The sequence below is a fragment of the Guyparkeria halophila genome, assembly GCF_034479635.1.
Taxonomy (GTDB): domain Bacteria; phylum Pseudomonadota; class Gammaproteobacteria; order Halothiobacillales; family Halothiobacillaceae; genus Guyparkeria; species Guyparkeria halophila.
Genome location: NZ_CP140153.1, coordinates 235412 through 250339, shown reverse-complemented (window position 1 = coordinate 250339; position 14928 = coordinate 235412). Strand labels below are relative to the sequence as shown.

The following is a 14928-nucleotide window of genomic DNA, read 5'->3' as shown; positions in this document are numbered from 1 at the left end:
TCACTGAACGCCTCACCTGATCGAATCACGGAGACACTCCATGCTCGTCAACCGCCTCACGTCATTCTTCGCCGCGCTGCTGGCCGCCACCGCCCTGGCACTGGCCGCCCCCGCGATGGCCGCGGAACCGGGCTACAAAGCAGTGCAGACCGATGTCAGCTCGCCGGAAGGCAAGGTCCTGGTCCAGGAGTTCTTCTGGTATGGCTGCCCGCACTGCTACTACCTCGAGAGCGAACTCGAGCCGTGGATCGAGGAGCTGGACGAGGACGTGGTCTTCGAGCGCCGCGCCCTGGCACTCGGCCAGCACTGGGTGCCGCTGACGCGTGCGTTCTATGCCGCCGACCAGCTGGGCGTGGTCGATGACACGCACGCCCAGGTGTTCCACGCCATCCACGAGGAAGGCACGCGCCTGACCGATGCCGATTCGATCGCCGACTTCTACGCCAAGCAGGGCGTCGACCGCGAGGCGTTCCTCGAGGCCTTCAATGGCTTCGGCACCCAGAACGCCATCCGCCAGACGGGGCAGATCGCCCAGGATGCCGCCGTGCAGGGCGTGCCGGCCCTGCTGGTCGATGGCCGCTACCTCGTCACGGGTCGACTGGCCGGCGGTAACGTCGAGATGCTCCGAGTGGTCGATACCCTGATCGAACAGATTCGTGACGAACGCAACTGATCGCCCCGTGGCTACCGGCGCCCAACTGCTGCTGCGCTGCCTGGAGAACGAGGGCGTCAAGTACGTCTTCGGCATCCCGGGGGAGGAGAACCTCGATTTCGTCGATGCGCTCAACGAGTCGTCGATCGAGCTGATCGTCACGCGCCATGAACAGGGCGCGGCGTTCATGGCCGATCTCGTCGGTCGACTCACCGGCAAGCCGGGCGTGTGCTTTTCCACGCTCGGGCCCGGCGCGACGAATCTGGTCACCGGCGTGGCCGATGCCAACATGGACCACGCCCCGCTGATCGCGATCGCCGGGCAGGCCGGTATCGACCGCTTGCACAAGGAATCGCACCAGGTGCTCGACCTGGTGCGGATGTTCGAGCCGATCACCCGCTATGCCTCGCGGATCGTCACCCCATCCGCCATCCCCGAGACCATTCGGCGGGCGACCAAGTTCGCCGAGGCCGGCAAGGGCGGGGCAAGCTTCATCGAGCTGCCCGAGGACGTCGCCGCCATGCCGGTGGAATCGGGTTACGCCGCGCCGCTGCCAGTGACTGCCAACGGGGCGAGCGAACCGTGTGAATCGAGCCTCAAACAGGCGGCCCGGTTGCTGAGCGAGGCGCACCATCCGATCATCCTCGCCGGTCACGGCGTGGTCCGCGCCGAGGCCAGCGAAGCTCTCGCCACCCTCGCCGAACGGCTCAATATCCCGGTGGCCAACACCTTCATGGCCAAGGGCGTGATCCCCTTCCGCCACCCGATGGCGCTGGGGTCGGTGGGCCTGCAGTCGAAGGACTACGTCAACGTGGGCTTCGACCAGGCCGACGTGATCGTCTGCATTGGCTACGACCTGGTCGAGTACCACCCCCAGCTCTGGCACCCCACCCGTGACCGTCACATCATTCACGTGGACACCGAGGCCGCGGAGGTGGACGCCTACTACCCGGTAGCGACCAGCATCGTCGGCGACATCAACACCGCCATGAACCGTCTCGGTGAGCTGACCATCCCGCGCGACGGGCCCGCCTTCCGCAACCTGCGCGAGGCGCTGATCGAGGACATGAACCGGCATGCCGACGACGACTGCCTGCCGATCAAGCCGCAGAAGCTGATCTGGGACCTGCGCACGGCCCTCTCCAGCCGCGACATCGTCATCTCCGACGTCGGCGCCCACAAGATGTGGCTGGCGCGCATGTACCGCTCCGAACAGCCCAACAGCTGCATCATCTCCAACGGCTTTGCCAGCATGGGCATCGCCCTGCCCGGCGCGATCGCCGCCAAGCTGCTCTACCCGGAGCGGCACATCGTCGCCGCCACGGGCGATGCGGGCTTTCTGATGAACGTGCAGGAGCTGGAGACGGCGGTGCGCTGCAACACGCCGATCATCGTGCTGATCTGGAACGACGGCGGCTACGGGCTGATCGACATGAAGCAGCGCCGCGGCTTCGGGCGCAGCACGGGCGTGCACTTCGGCAACCCGGACTTCGTTCAGTTGGCCGAGAGCTTCGGCGCGAAGGGCTATCGGGTGGAATCCGGTGACGGGCTGTTGCCGATCCTCAAGGAGGCGATGGCAAGCCAGTCCGTCTGCGTGATCGACGTGCCCGTGGACTACCGCGAGAACGAGCAGCTCACCCGGCGACTCGGCGAGACACTGGTGGGCGGATGACCCGCCGGGCAGCCAGCCAACGCGGCCTGAGCTGCAGCACGGCCACTGGCGGACCCGACGATTTCACCGCCGTGCGGGGCCATCAACCGCTTCGTCTGCTGTCGCACAACATCCAGGTCGGCATCGCCACCCATCGCTATCGCGACTATGTCACCGGCGGCTGGAAACACCTGCTGCCCAGTGCCGACCGCGCCCGCAGCCTGGCGGCCATTGCCCCGACCCTGTCGCACTTCGACATCATCGGCCTGCAGGAGGCGGATGCCGGCTCGATCCGCAGCCGTTTCCTCAATCAGGCCGAGCACCTGGCCGAACTGGCCGAACTCTCGCACTGGGCGGTACGCGTCAACCGCGACCTGGGCCAGTTCGGCAAACACGCGCTGGGCCTGATCAGCCGCATCCAGCCACGGGACATCACCCAGTGCCCGCTGCCCGGTCGCATGCCGGGTCGCGGGGCACTGGTGGCGGACTTTCGCTGGGACGGCCACCCGCTGCGCGTGATCGACACCCACCTGGCCCTGAGCCGTCGCGCCCGCCAAATGCAGTTCGACCAGCTGGGCGAGCTGGCCGATGTCCCGGGCTACGTGGTGGTGATGGCCGATTTCAACTGCGAACCGGACGACCCCGGCATGCAGCACTGGTGCATACAAAACGGCCTGAAGCTACCCAAGCGCCCCCCGCTCACCTACCCGCGCTGGCAGCCGCAACGGGCGATCGATCACATCGCGGTGAGCCAGTCGCTGGATATCCGCGGCACCGAGGCCCGCCCGATCGGCGGGTCGGACCACATCCCGGTGGCGATGAGCATCGCGCTACCATTGCCGCACAAACCGGACTAGTCTTCGGACTACATTGTTGGGAAACTCTGCACGGTTCGATGGCCTCTCTGGCTCGTGGGTTTGTCCGCAGACAACCTCATCGAACCGTGCAGAGTTTTCCTAGGGAGAGAACGCAACGATGGCCGAGGCACCCACCGCGTCGACGGAACAGGACGACTACCGCGAGCGCTACGAACAATTGCTGGGCGAGGTTGGCCGGCTCGAGGACCACGACCAGGAACTGGGTGGCCTGCTCAAGCTCACCCTCTCCCGGGTGCTGTTCGCGGTCGACAAGGCCTACCCGGAGCTGGCCGACGCCGCCGCCCGCATCCGCGACAAGGCCCGCAAGCAGGACGAGCATGCCTTCGAGGTGGGCCGCCTCAAGGGCGAGCTCGAAGACCTGGCACGGCGGATCCGTGAGCTCGAGGCCAGCCAGCCCGACGAAACGCCGCAGCCGGAGGCCACCCCGGCCAGCCACGGCACACACAACGGCTCCGCCTCCCACGTGCGCGAGGTGCTGCCCCTGCTGCTCGACCGCATCGCCTTCGTCGATGCGCTGGAGGGCCGGCGCGCCCGCTTGATCGCCGCCATCGACGATCCCAACGACCGCACCCTGCCCAGCATCCTGATCGACCGCAGTGCCACACTGATCAACGACATGCGTCAGACCATCGAGAAGGAGAAGAGCGAACTCACCCGCTTTCTCGAGCAGGTCACCGAGGCGCTGGCCGACATCGACCAGTTCAGCCAGGCGCAGAGCGACGACCTGAGCGTGCAGCGGGACGCCCGACTCAAGCTCGACGACTCGCTCCGCCAACAGGTCGATGACATCCACGCCCAGGTGGAATCGGCCGACGACCTCGACGGCCTCAAGCTCGCCGTGCGCGACCGTATCAACCGGATCCGCCAGCAAGTACAGGCCTTTCAACAGGGCGAAGACCGCCGCCAGGAAGACGTCGAGGTGGACAACGAGCAGCTACGCCAGCGGCTGGCACGGCTCGAGGACCAGACCCGCATGCTCGAGGAACAGCTCAAGCAGAGCGAGGCGAAACTGTTCCGCGACAACCTCACCGGACTGCCCAACCGCCTGGCCTTCGATCACCGGGTGCGCCTCGAAATGGCGCGCATGCGCCGCGACGACGCCCCGCTGACGCTGGCGATCTGGGATCTTGATCACTTCAAGGAAATCAACGATCAGCTGGGCCACCAGGCGGGCGACAAGACCCTGATCATCGTCGGCAAGACCTTCATGAACCTGATCCGTGACGTCGACATGATCGCGCGCTTCGGCGGCGAGGAATTCATCATGTTGCTGCCGGCCGCCTCGGGCCCGGATGCCCTCAAGGTGGTCGAGCGCATCCGCGAGAAACTGGCAGGCACCAAGCTGCGTTATCGGGGCAAGGAAATCGGCGTGACCGCCTCCTGCGGGCTGGCCGAGTTCGCGACTGGCGAGGAGATGGAGACGGTCTTCACCCGTGCCGACGCCGCGCTCTACCAGGCCAAGGAACAGGGCCGCAACCGCTGCGTGCTCGCGGGCGACACGCCGGACTGATCCTCCGTGGCCACGTGCCCGTGACCACGCACCCGCGACCATGTGCCGGGGCGGGGCGCTGCACTCAGTCGTTGCGCGCGGCCTTGGCCTTCGCCATCACCGCCTCGAACACCGAGGCCATCGCCGCCTCGGCCTCGCGGTCGGCGCGGATCGGCCGGCCCCACTCGCGGTCGGTCTCCCCCGGCCACTTGCTGGTCGCGTCCAGCCCCATCTTGCCGCCCAGCCCGGAGACGGGCGAGGCAAAGTCCAGGTAATCGATGGGGGTATTCTCCACCAGGTGGGTGTCACGCACCGGGTCCATCCGGGTGGTCATCGCCCAGATCACGTCCTCCCAGGAACGCGGATCGACATCGTCGTCGACCACGATCACGAACTTGGTGTACATGAACTGGCGCAGAAAGCTCCAGACCCCCATCATCACGCGCTTGGCATGCCCCGGGTACTGCTTTTTCATCGACACCACCGCCATCCGATACGAACAGCCCTCCGGCGGCAGATAAAAGTCGACGATCTCCGGGAAGGGCTTCTGGATCAGCGGCACGAACACCTCGTTGAGCGCCACGCCGAGGATGGCGGGCTCGTCCGGCGGGCGGCCGGTGTGGGTGCTGTGGTAGATCGGATTCTTGCGATGGGTGATGCGCTCGATGGTCATCACCGGGAAGGATTCGGTCTCGTTGTAGTAGCCGGTGTGATCCCCGTACGGGCCCTCGACCGCCATGTCGTCGGGGTGGATGAACCCCTCGAGCACCATCTCGGCATTCGCCGGCACCAGTAGGTCATGCGACAGGCACTCCACCAGCCGGGTGCGCTCGCCACGCAGCAGGCCGGCGAAGGCGTATTCGGAGAGCGTGTCGGGCACCGGGGTGACCGCGCCCAGGATGGTGGCCGGGTCGGCGCCCAACGTCACGGCAATGGGAAACGGTTCGCCGGGATGCGTTTCCTGCCAGTTCGCGAAGTCCAGCGCGCCGCCGCGATGGGCCAGCCAGCGCATGATCACCCGGTTGCGACCGATCACCTGCTGGCGATAGATCCCCATGTTCAGGCGCTCGCGCCCACAAGCCGCGGCATCCTCGGGATCCGACTCCATCCCACCGCCCTTGCGCGGCCGGCCGCGCGTGGTGGTCAGTCCCCAGGTGATCAGCGGCGCGGCATCGTCCGGCCAACAGGTCTGGATCGGCCACTGCGCCAGATCGACGTCATCGGCCTCGATCACCACCTCCTGGACCGGTGCCTTCTTCACCCGCCGCGGCGCCATGTCGAGCACCTTCTTGAAGATCGGCAGGCTCTTCCAGGCCTCCTTGAGCCCGGCCGGCGGATCGGGTTCCTTGAGGAAGGCCAACAGCCGACCGATCTCGCGCAGGTCGGCCAGCGTCTGCCCGCCCATCCCCTGCGCCACGCGCTCGGGGGTGCCGAACAGGTTGAGCAGCACCGGCGTGTCGAAGCCGACCGGGTTCTCGATCAGCAACGCCGGGCCGCCGGACCGCAGCACGCGGTCAGCCAGCACGGTCATCTCCTGGTCCGGGTCGACCGGCTCGGTGATCCGGACCAGTTCGCCCTGGCGTTCGAGTTGGTCGAGGAAAAGCCGCAGGTCGGCCAGCGCCCCTTTGGACGGCTTGGCCGCCCGATCAGCGGCCATCGTCAGTCGCGGCCGGTTTCACCGGTTGCGGGGCGGCGGCCGTTTCCAGACCGGCCCGGGCCAGGGCGCGCTCGTAGAGCAAGGCCGCCTCGCTGCTGTCGCGCAGGCGAGCATGCACGCGCGCGGCGACGGCCAGATAACGGAGTTCCTGGTCGAGCGGGCCCAGGCGCCCCACCCACAGCTGTGCCGACGTGGGATCGGACTCGGCCAGCGCCAGGCGCGCCATGGCGTAGGCAAACGCGGCGCGCTCGCGCGCACGCCCGACGTCCGGCGCATTGGCCGGTTCGCTCCAGTCATCCGGCACCAGCTTGAGCAGGCGCTTGCGAGCCTCGGCCGGGTCCTCGTGGCGCAGTTCGGCCCAGGCGTGCAGTGTCTGTGCCTCCAGCGCGCGACCCAGGCGCTTTTCCAGCACCCGGGCGGCCGCCGTTTCCGCGCCCCCTCGGGCCAGCGCCTCGGCGTAGGCGATAGTCACGGCCGGGCTGTCGACCACGTTGCGGCCGGCCTCGGCCCAGAGTCGCGACAGGCCATCGAGATCACGCGCCCGTGACGCGGCCTCGATCCGGCCGAGCAGCACCACGCGTTCGATCCGCAAGAGCTCATCGGCGGTCAGGCGCTTGTCCTTGATCCGCCGCAGGGTCGGCAGCAACCGCGCCAGCGCGTCGTACTCACCGGCCATTTCGAGCAACTGCGCCCGGATCAGCAGGATGGCCTCGTCGCGCGGATGGGTGTCGACCAGCGGTTCGACCATTGCCTGCGCCCACTCGATCTCGTTGAGCGCAATCAGCCGCTGGACGATATGCAGGCGCAGGAACTCGGCGAACTTGGGAAAGCGACGACCGACCGTCTCGAACAGGTCACCGATCTCCTCGCGGGTCTCCGCCCGGCCGCGCGGGGCCGCCCCCTGGCGCGAGGGATCGAGCCCATCGAGCAGGGCATCGATCGCCACCTGGAAGTGCATGGGCGGCAGGCTGCCGTCCTCCACCCCGGCCAGGGCGTAGCGTTGCGCCAGCTCGGTCTGGCGGCGCTGGCGTTCGGCCCAGGCACGCAGGAGCTTCTCGTCGGCGGCCCGTCGGCGCTGCTCGGCCGAGCGACGGCCGAAGCGCGCCGGCAGGTGCACCAACCCGGCGATCAACCGCCAGATCAGCTGCAGGCCGATCAGCATGGCCAGCACGATCAACACCAGGCCGACGGCGGTGGTCTCGATGCGCCACCCCGCGAATTCGATCATCGCCGCGCCGGCTCCCGGGAGGAAATAGATGGCCGCGGCCACGGCCGCCGCCAGCAGGACGATCCAGACGATCAGACGCTTCATGACGGATCCTCCTCGTCGGTCTCAGCGGGCGCGTTCTGCGACTCGGCCCGCACCTTTTCGCGGGCGTTGGCCCGCTCCCAGGCATCGAGCACCGCGTCGATCGACGGGAATTCGCGGCTGGCGAAACGCTCTTGCGTGCGCTTGAGCGACTGGAGGGCCTTGGCCGGCCCGTCGGCGTCGGTGGCGTAATGCGACTCGAGCCAGTCGCGCGCCTCGTCGATCGTGGTCGAGAGTGCATCGTGATCGCGCGAGAGCAGGGATTCCCGCACGGCGGTCAGCCACAGGCGCATCTCGCGGTCCGTGGCCACGCGTTCGCGCAATCGAGTGGGTGTATCCGACCGGGTCACGGTGACCTGCCCGGCGACCCAGCCGCTGGTCGCGGCCCAGGCCTTCTCGTACCAGGCCGCATCTGCCGGCAGTGGTGCCTGGTTCGAGGTCTCCGGCTCGGCCGCGGCGGTCGTGTCACCGCCGGCCTCGTCGGCCAGCGGCCAGTCCTCGACGCGGTCGGTCAGCCGCCGCAGCGCCAGTGCCTGACCGACGCGGTCACCCTCGCCGGCCGCCTCGATTTCGGCAATGGCGTCACTGATCGCCGAACGCAACGGCAACCAGTGCGGGCGGGACAGGGCGGCAACGCGCTGATCGGCCAACCGCAGGGCCAGCATCGCCCCGTCGGGATCACGCGCGATGGTCAGACGTTCCTGGGCGCGCGTCAGCAAGAAGCCGACCTCCGCGGTCTTCCAGGCAATCTCGCCGCGCGAGAGCCGGTCGTCGATGCGGGCGATGCGGGCATCAAGATGATCCTGCCGTTCGGCCAGTTCGTCCTGCTGGGCCTGCAGGCCGGACTCGACCTCCTGGCGGATCGCCTCGCCACGATCTTCCAGCGCCGCAACGCTCGAGCGCGTCTGCCCCAGTTGCTCATCGAGGCGCCCAATTTCCTGAGTCAGCTCCTGACCCAGCGACTCACGCTCGCCCGCCTGAGACGCCAAGGCCTGCTGCTGGGACTGCTGGAGCTGCCACAACTGCCAGCCGCCCACCGCGGCCAGCGCGAACAGGATCAGCATGCCGATGACCAGCCAGGGCGTGGCCGACCGGCGGGGCGGGCGGGCCGGCGATACCGGGGCCGCGGTCTTGGCGCCGGTGTTCTTGTCGCCACCGCCCTTGACGTCTCCGCCCTTGGCATTGGTGGCGGAACCCGGCGCACTCGAACTGGCGGAAGTCTCGCCAGCGGATTTGGCACCCGGATTGCCCGACGGCTTGTTGTCGGCCGCCTTCGCATCCGAGGCGTCTCTTGCCGACGACTGCTTGTCCGCGCGGGTCGCGGCGCCGGGCTTGCCGTCCGCTTTCTGACCGGCCTTGGCGGCAGGCTTGCCCGCACCGCCCTTGGCGGCCTGGCCCTTATCCGCCTGGCCCTTATCCGCCTGGCCATTATCAGCTTGGGTCTTGTCGGCCGATGTCGATGCGGCCGACGGATCCGAGGCCTTGCCTGCCTGGGCCGATGTCCCGGCCTTGGTCTCCTCGGCCTGCTTGTCGTGGTCTTTCTTGTCCATGCTCATCCCCAGTATGGATGCGATCGGATAAAAGCGGTCGGGCGCGCGCCCCCGGTCAGTGCCGTGGCGACGACGATGATTGCCGGCCGGCAATCACCTCCCACGCCGCGCGGGCCAGTGTCTCGGCGCCCGGTCCGCCGGCCAGAAGGATCGGCCCGCGAACGCCCACTGCCCGCGCCCGGTCGTGCGCGCGCTCATTGATGACCAGCAGGTTGGAGTCTAGCAGCCCGGACTCGCTGCCATCCGTCTCGCCGGCCAGTCGGGCGAAACAGTCGAGGGCCTGCGGGGCGGTGATGATCCAGAGGCAGGCCGGGCCGGCCGGAACGGGCGGCCGCGGCTCGGGACAGGCGCGCCGGTAGACGGCGACGAACCGTGGCTCGGCACCCCGGGCGGCCAGGGCCTCGGCCAGCAGTTCCCGGCCGGTCTCGCCGCGAATGATCCACACGCGCCGGCCGCTCATGGGCACATCACGCAGACACTCGAGCAGCCCCTCGCTGTCCTCGGAGGAATTGGGCAGGAAGGTGGCGGGTCGCCCGGCGCCTGCCAGCGCCCGGCCAGTGGCCGCCCCCACGGCGGCGAATTCGCGCGCCGGCCAGTCGACCAGCGGGCGAACGGCATCGGCCAGCTCCACGGCACGCGGGCTGACGAAGACCACGAGATCCCCGGAATCCATCGCCGACAACGCGGCAGGCAACTCGCCGCCATCGCGCAGTGGCTGGATGGCCAGCAGCGGCTGCGTGATCAGGGTCGGCTCGGGCAGCCCGAGGGGTCGGGCCGCGATCAGCGCCTCGCGCAGGCCGGCATTGCTGCCGGCCGGTCGCGTCAGCACGACCTCGCGGATCGGCGGCAGGTCGCGGTCGGTCACCGAATCAGCCCTGATCGGGCGCCTCGGTCTCGATACCCACCTCGGCGAGGATCTTGTCGGCGCCATCGCGCAGCACGCGCTCGGCCAACTCGATGCCCAGTGCCTCGGCCTGGTCGCGCGGCCCCGTGATCTCGTCGCGCAGGGTCTCCGAGCCGTCGGGGCGACCCACCAGGCCGCGCAGCCACAGCTGGTCGTCCTCGACCAACAGGGCATGGCCACCGATCGGCACCTGGCAACCGCCATTGAGACGGGTGTTGAATGCCCGCTCGGCGGTCACGCGGGTGGTGGTATCCGTGTCGATCAGCGGGTCGATCAGCGCGTGCACCGCCGCATCGTCGCTGCGTGCCTCGATGCCCAGCGCGCCCTGGCCCATCGCCGGCAGCGACTCCTCGGCCGAAAGGCGATGCGTGATGCGATCGGCCAGCTCGGCGCGCTTGAGGCCCGAGGCGGCCAGGATGATCGCGTCGTACTCACCGTCGTCGAGCTTGCGCAGGCGGGTGTGGATATTGCCTCGCAGGGTCTTGACCTCGAGGTCCGGGAAGCGCTCGCGCACCTGGGTCTCGCGGCGCAGGCTGGAGGTGCCGACCACGGAGCCTGCCGGCATCTGGTCGAGGTTGCCGTACTTGTTGGAGACGAAGGCGTCGTGCGGGTCGTCGCCCTCGAGGATGGCGATCAGCTCCAGGCCATCCGGGAACTGCATCGGCACGTCCTTCATCGAGTGCACGGCGATGTCGGCGCGATCCTCGAGCATGGCGACCTCGAGTTCCTTGACGAACAGCGCCTTGCCGCCGATCTTCGACAGCGGGCTGTCGAGCAGCTGGTCACCGCGGGTGGTCATCTTCACCAGCTCGACCTCAAGCCCCGGGTTGCGCTTTTTCAGCTCGGCGGACACGAATTCCGCCTGCCAAAGCGCCAGCAGGCTGGCTCGGGTGGCGATCCGCAGCACGCGGCCCTCGGAAAATGCCTTGCTCATCTGTCATCCTCATTCTGGCAACCGGACGGTACGGACACGCAGCCCAGCCCGTCGATAAACAGGCGCCATGGTAACCCGGATGCGTTAGTCGGACACGGACCAACGGGGAACCCGTCCGACAAGACATTGTCGAAAACGCATACAATCCGGAACCAAAGCGGCCACTGGCCCAGTCGGGAGAGAAACCTTGCTCGCAACACACCCCATTCCACTCCGTCGCATCGGCTTGGCCACGCTGGCACCTCTGGCCGGCCTGCTGCTCATGGGCATGGCCACGCCGCCCGGGCAGGCCGACGAACCGGCGACCGGCACCGAGCGCACCGAAGTGCCGCTGATGAGCGACCTGGAGAACGTCGAGGCGGATCTGGCCTATATGCAGGCGCAGCAGATCCCCATGCTCATGTTCTTCCACGCCACCTACTGCAGCTACTGCCGGACGGTCGACGACGAGTTCCTGCAGACGATGGCCGCCGACCCCGACTACAAGGGTCGCCTGATCATCCGCCGGGTGGAGATCGACTCGGCCGAGCCGGAGATCCTCTGGCAGGGCACCTCCTACACGCCGGTGGAATTCGCCCGGTTTCAGGGCGTGCAGCTGGTCCCCGAGGTGATCTACTTCGCCCCCGGCGGCAAGCAGGTGGTCGACGAACTCAAGGGCGTGACCGTGCCGGACTTCTACCCGCAGTATCTCGACCAACGCCTGCGCGCTGCTGAGCGCTGCATCGAGGATCCGACCCTCGAGGTCTGCACCGACGGCATCGACCAGCCGCGCCGTGACCTCAAGGCCGAGTGACACCAGGGCGAGTGATACCAGGACGAGCCTGGCGACGGCACCAGCCTTCCGCGGGGAAACCCGTGGGCGGACAACCAGTTGACGGGGCTAACAAATCACAGCAACTTGCTCTGGTTTTACGGTCTAAGGTTAGCGATGATCAGAAAGTCGGCGCCCATCGGGTCGCCACCACGTCAACGCGGCAGTGCCGCGGGAACCCCAACGAGAGGATCTGACGAGATGAAAGCCCAATCCAAGAAAAGCCAGACCAAGAAGCACCTGCTGATCGGCTCGACCGCCCTGGCCACCGCCATCGCCGGTTCCTCGGCCATGGCCGCGGGCAACGGCAACCCGTTCGCCTCCGAGTCCACCCACGCGGGCACCTTCCAGACCGCCGAGATGGCCTGCGGTGCCGGCAAGTGCGGCAGCAGCATGGACGAGGAGAAGGGCGATGACGACAAGGGCGACGACAAAGACAAGTCCTGAGTCGCGTTCTGACGGGGCGCCGACCCACTCGCGCCGTCGCCCCGACTGAATTGAAGGCCGCCGGCTACCTGTTGGCGGCCCACCAACACCCCCGGCCGACGGCTTGCCGCCGTCGGCCACCCAGCATTCCGGGAGGCCTGCCATGAGCCCCCAGTCCGCCAGCCCCAACGTCACGCAGCACGTTCCAGTCGGTATCGGCCTGCGCCGCGGCCCGCTCATGCGCGAGATCGAGGAACAGCGCCCCGACGTCGACTTTCTCGAGGTCGCCCCCGAGAACTGGCTGCGCTTCGGCGGGCCGGTCAAGGAACGCTTCAAGGCGCTCTTGCAGGACTACCCGCTCTACACCCACGGCCTGTCGCTGTCGATCGGCGGCCCGGCCGAACTCGACCTCGACTTCGTCGACGCCGTGGGTGAGTTCCTCGACGAGTACCAACCGGCGCTCTACAGCGAGCATCTGTCGTTCTGCTCGGACAACGCGCACCTCTACGACCTGATGCCGATCCCCTTCACCGAGGAGGCGATCGACCATGTGGTCGCGCGCATCGACACGGTCCAGCAGCGCCTCGGCCGCCGGCTGGTGCTGGAGAACGTCTCCTACTACTCGCCGGTGGAATCCACCATGGACGAACAGGCGTTCATCCTGTCGATCCTCGAGCGCTCGGACTGCGACCTGCTGCTAGACGTGAACAACGTGTTCGTCAACAGCGTCAACCACGGCTACGACCCCTACGCCTTCATCGACGCCATGCCGGCCGAGCGGGTGCGCTACCTGCACGTCGCCGGCCACCATCAGGTCGAAGAAGACCTGATCATCGACAGCCACGGCGCGCCGGTCAGCGCCCCGGTGTGGGACCTGCTCGAGCACACCTACCGCCACGTCGGGCCGGTGCCGACGCTGCTGGAGCGCGACTTCGACATCCCGCCGCTCGAGGAGCTGATGGGCGAGGTCGCGCAGATCCGCCGCGCCGCCGAACGCGCCTTGGGCAGCCGGGCCGCCTAAAAATGCACGTGTTCCTCGAAAACCGTCGCGAGCACGTCCGAGTGCAAGGAGACGCGCAGTGAGCGACGAGACATATCGGGCAGATAGGCGAGGAACGAACGAGCACGCGACGCCGCAATCGGACGGCGCAGTAGGTTTGTCGAGGAACCCTTCACAGGATTTCCGCGCCATACAGGAGGCATTCACGGCCCACGTGCGCGACCCGGACGCCAACCCGCCGCCCCCGGGCAGCAAGCCCGAGCGGATGGCCTGGTACGCCAAGCTGTTCTTCAACAACATCGACGGCACGCTGGAAAACGCCTTCCCGGCGCTGCGCGCGAGCCTCGATGATGACGACTGGCAGGGACTGACCCGACCGTTCTTCCGTGACCACCCGGCGCACTCGCCGATCCTGCGCGACCTGCCGGCCGAGTTCGTCGATTTCCTGCAGGAAGACCCCGGGCTGGCCGACTGGCAGCGCGAACTGGCGGCCTACGAGCTGACGCGCTTCGACCTGATGGCCGAGGACGCCGATCCCGCCCCGGCCGACCTCGATCCGGCCGGCGACCTGCTCGCCGGCCGCCCCGTGGTCTCCTCGCTGGTCCGGCTGATGGTGACCGCCTACCCGGTCGACCGCCTCGCCGCGAAGCTCGAGGCCGGGGAGACGCCCGAGATCCCGCCGGCGGGCATGCACCACCTCGCCCTGCACCGCGACGAGCACGGCGCGCCATACGCGCTCAATCTCACGCCCGGCAGCGCCCAACTACTGCTCGCCCTGACCGAGAAAGAGGGACAGACCGGCGAGGAGGTCGTCGCCGCACTGGCCGAGGCCTTTGGTCGCCCGGTCGACGAGCTGCTGGGCTTTGCCGCCGAACAGCTGGAAAAATGGCGGGCACAAGGCATCCTGCTGGGGGCACGCCTGCCCAACTGAGCCAACGCACTTCATCTGTCATGACGATTCCAGGGAGGGAGTCACATGCCCATCACCGACTGGCCGACCACCGAGCGGCCACGCGAACGCCTGCTGGCCCGTGGGCCGGCGAGCCTCTCCGACGCCGAACTGCTGGCGATCTTCCTGCGCACCGGGGTCACTGGCCGCTCGGCGGTCGATCTCGCCCGCGATCTGCTCTCGCACTTCGGCTCGATCAGCGCCCTGCTCAATGCCTCACGCAGCGAGTTCGGACAGGCCCGCGGGCTGGGGGACGCCAAGTTCTGCCAACTGCAGGCCGTCCTTGAACTCGCCCGGCGTCACTTCGCCGAGGAACTGCGCGTCGGACCGGACATCGCCAGCCCGCAGGCGGTATTCCGTTTCCTGCAGGCCGAGCTCGACGGCGAAACGCAGGAGGTCTTCGGCGCACTGTATCTCGACAACCGCCACCGGGTGCTCGCCTTCGAACGCCTGTTCTTCGGCACCATCGACCAGGCCGCCGTCCATCCGCGCGAGGTGGTCCGCGCCGTGATGCGCCACAACGCCGCCGCGGTGATCCTCGCCCACAACCACCCTTCCGGCGTGGCCGAACCCAGCAGCGCCGACCGGCGCATCACGGAACGCCTACGCGAGGCGCTGAATCTCATCGACGTGCGCCTGCTGGATCACGTGGTGGTGGGCCGCCCCTGCATATCGATGGCCGAACGGGGCCTACTGTAGGAGCGGCTTTAGCCGCGAA

Annotated in this window: 14 protein-coding genes; 9 read left to right on the top strand and 5 right to left on the bottom strand. The window is 68.1% G+C overall.

What is annotated here, in order from left to right:
• Positions 1-40 precede the first annotated feature (40 nt).
• The 4 genes from SR882_RS01170 to SR882_RS01155 all read left to right on the top strand — a co-directional run bounded on the left by SR882_RS01170 (position 41) and on the right by SR882_RS01155 (position 4691).
• Complete coding sequence (locus tag SR882_RS01170; RefSeq protein WP_322521529.1) at positions 41-673, top strand: thiol:disulfide interchange protein DsbA/DsbL; 633 nt, start codon at positions 41-43, stop codon at positions 671-673.
• Complete coding sequence (locus SR882_RS01165; RefSeq protein WP_322521528.1) at positions 657-2324, top strand: acetolactate synthase large subunit; 1668 nt, start codon at positions 657-659, stop codon at positions 2322-2324. The genes SR882_RS01170 and SR882_RS01165 overlap by 17 nt, the downstream gene beginning before the upstream one ends.
• Entirely contained in the window at positions 2321-3160 is an 840-nt protein-coding gene (locus SR882_RS01160) for an endonuclease/exonuclease/phosphatase family protein (RefSeq protein ID WP_322521527.1), read from the top strand. The genes SR882_RS01165 and SR882_RS01160 overlap by 4 nt, the downstream gene beginning before the upstream one ends.
• Before the next feature lie 118 nt (positions 3161-3278).
• Positions 3279-4691 (top strand): GGDEF domain-containing protein, encoded by a 1413-nt coding sequence (locus tag SR882_RS01155; protein ID WP_322521526.1) that lies wholly within the window; start codon positions 3279-3281, stop codon positions 4689-4691.
• 64 nt (positions 4692-4755) lie between these two features.
• Here SR882_RS01155 and ubiD read toward each other — a convergent pair whose 3' ends face one another.
• The 5 genes from ubiD to hemC are packed head-to-tail and all read right to left on the bottom strand — an operon-like array spanning position 4756 to position 11024.
• A complete protein-coding gene (gene ubiD / locus SR882_RS01150; protein ID WP_322521525.1) occupies positions 4756-6327 on the bottom strand; it encodes a 4-hydroxy-3-polyprenylbenzoate decarboxylase in 1572 nt (523 codons plus the stop codon).
• Entirely contained in the window at positions 6317-7639 is a 1323-nt protein-coding gene (locus tag SR882_RS01145; protein WP_322521524.1) for a heme biosynthesis HemY N-terminal domain-containing protein, read from the bottom strand. Before SR882_RS01145 ends, ubiD begins: the two co-directional genes overlap by 11 nt.
• Complete coding sequence (locus SR882_RS01140; RefSeq protein ID WP_322521523.1) at positions 7636-9186, bottom strand: uroporphyrinogen-III C-methyltransferase; 1551 nt, start codon at positions 9184-9186, stop codon at positions 7636-7638. The genes SR882_RS01145 and SR882_RS01140 overlap by 4 nt, the downstream gene beginning before the upstream one ends.
• Positions 9187-9241: 55 nt before the next feature.
• On the bottom strand, positions 9242-10051 hold the full coding sequence (locus tag SR882_RS01135) for a uroporphyrinogen-III synthase (RefSeq protein ID WP_322521522.1): 810 nt from the start codon (positions 10049-10051) through the stop codon (positions 9242-9244).
• Positions 10052-10055: 4 nt separating this feature from the next.
• Positions 10056-11024, bottom strand: a complete 969-nt coding sequence (hemC, locus tag SR882_RS01130; RefSeq protein ID WP_322521521.1) for a hydroxymethylbilane synthase — start codon at positions 11022-11024, stop codon at positions 10056-10058.
• 187 nt (positions 11025-11211) lie between these two features.
• Here hemC and SR882_RS01125 point away from each other — a divergent pair, with 187 nt between their 5' ends.
• The 5 genes from SR882_RS01125 (at position 11212) to radC (ending at position 14909) form a co-directional block, all read left to right on the top strand.
• Positions 11212-11817: a thioredoxin family protein gene (locus tag SR882_RS01125; RefSeq protein ID WP_322521520.1), complete on the top strand. Its 606-nt coding sequence runs from the start codon at positions 11212-11214 to the stop codon at positions 11815-11817.
• Positions 11818-12036: 219 nt separating this feature from the next.
• Positions 12037-12282 (top strand): hypothetical protein, encoded by a 246-nt coding sequence (locus SR882_RS01120; protein WP_322521519.1) that lies wholly within the window; start codon positions 12037-12039, stop codon positions 12280-12282.
• Positions 12283-12424: 142 nt separating this feature from the next.
• Positions 12425-13282, top strand: coding sequence for an HvfB family MNIO-type RiPP peptide maturase (locus tag SR882_RS01115; protein ID WP_322521518.1), 858 nt, complete (start codon positions 12425-12427; stop codon positions 13280-13282).
• 58 nt (positions 13283-13340) lie between these two features.
• Complete coding sequence (locus SR882_RS01110) at positions 13341-14192, top strand: HvfC family RiPP maturation protein (RefSeq protein WP_322521517.1); 852 nt, start codon at positions 13341-13343, stop codon at positions 14190-14192.
• Between the two features lie 45 nt (positions 14193-14237).
• Positions 14238-14909: a RadC family protein gene (gene radC / locus SR882_RS01105; protein ID WP_322521516.1), complete on the top strand. Its 672-nt coding sequence runs from the start codon at positions 14238-14240 to the stop codon at positions 14907-14909.
• Positions 14910-14928: the final 19 nt, after the last annotated feature.

Bases quoted from the DNA above. Each gene is read 5' to 3' on its own strand.
- SR882_RS01170 (WP_322521529.1), top strand. From the start codon at position 41: ATGCTCGTCAACCGCCTCACGTCATTCTTCGCCGCGCTGCTGGCCGCC.
- SR882_RS01160 (WP_322521527.1), top strand. From the start codon at position 2,321: ATGACCCGCCGGGCAGCCAGCCAACGCGGCCTGAGCTGCAGCACGGCC.
- SR882_RS01155 (WP_322521526.1), top strand. From the start codon at position 3,279: ATGGCCGAGGCACCCACCGCGTCGACGGAACAGGACGACTACCGCGAG.
- ubiD (WP_322521525.1), bottom strand. From the start codon at position 6,327: ATGGCCGCTGATCGGGCGGCCAAGCCGTCCAAAGGGGCGCTGGCCGAC.
- SR882_RS01145 (WP_322521524.1), bottom strand. From the start codon at position 7,639: ATGAAGCGTCTGATCGTCTGGATCGTCCTGCTGGCGGCGGCCGTGGCC.
- SR882_RS01140 (WP_322521523.1), bottom strand. From the start codon at position 9,186: ATGGACAAGAAAGACCACGACAAGCAGGCCGAGGAGACCAAGGCCGGG.
- hemC (WP_322521521.1), bottom strand. From the start codon at position 11,024: ATGAGCAAGGCATTTTCCGAGGGCCGCGTGCTGCGGATCGCCACCCGA.
- SR882_RS01120 (WP_322521519.1), top strand. From the start codon at position 12,037: ATGAAAGCCCAATCCAAGAAAAGCCAGACCAAGAAGCACCTGCTGATC.
- SR882_RS01115 (WP_322521518.1), top strand. From the start codon at position 12,425: ATGAGCCCCCAGTCCGCCAGCCCCAACGTCACGCAGCACGTTCCAGTC.
- radC (WP_322521516.1), top strand. From the start codon at position 14,238: ATGCCCATCACCGACTGGCCGACCACCGAGCGGCCACGCGAACGCCTG.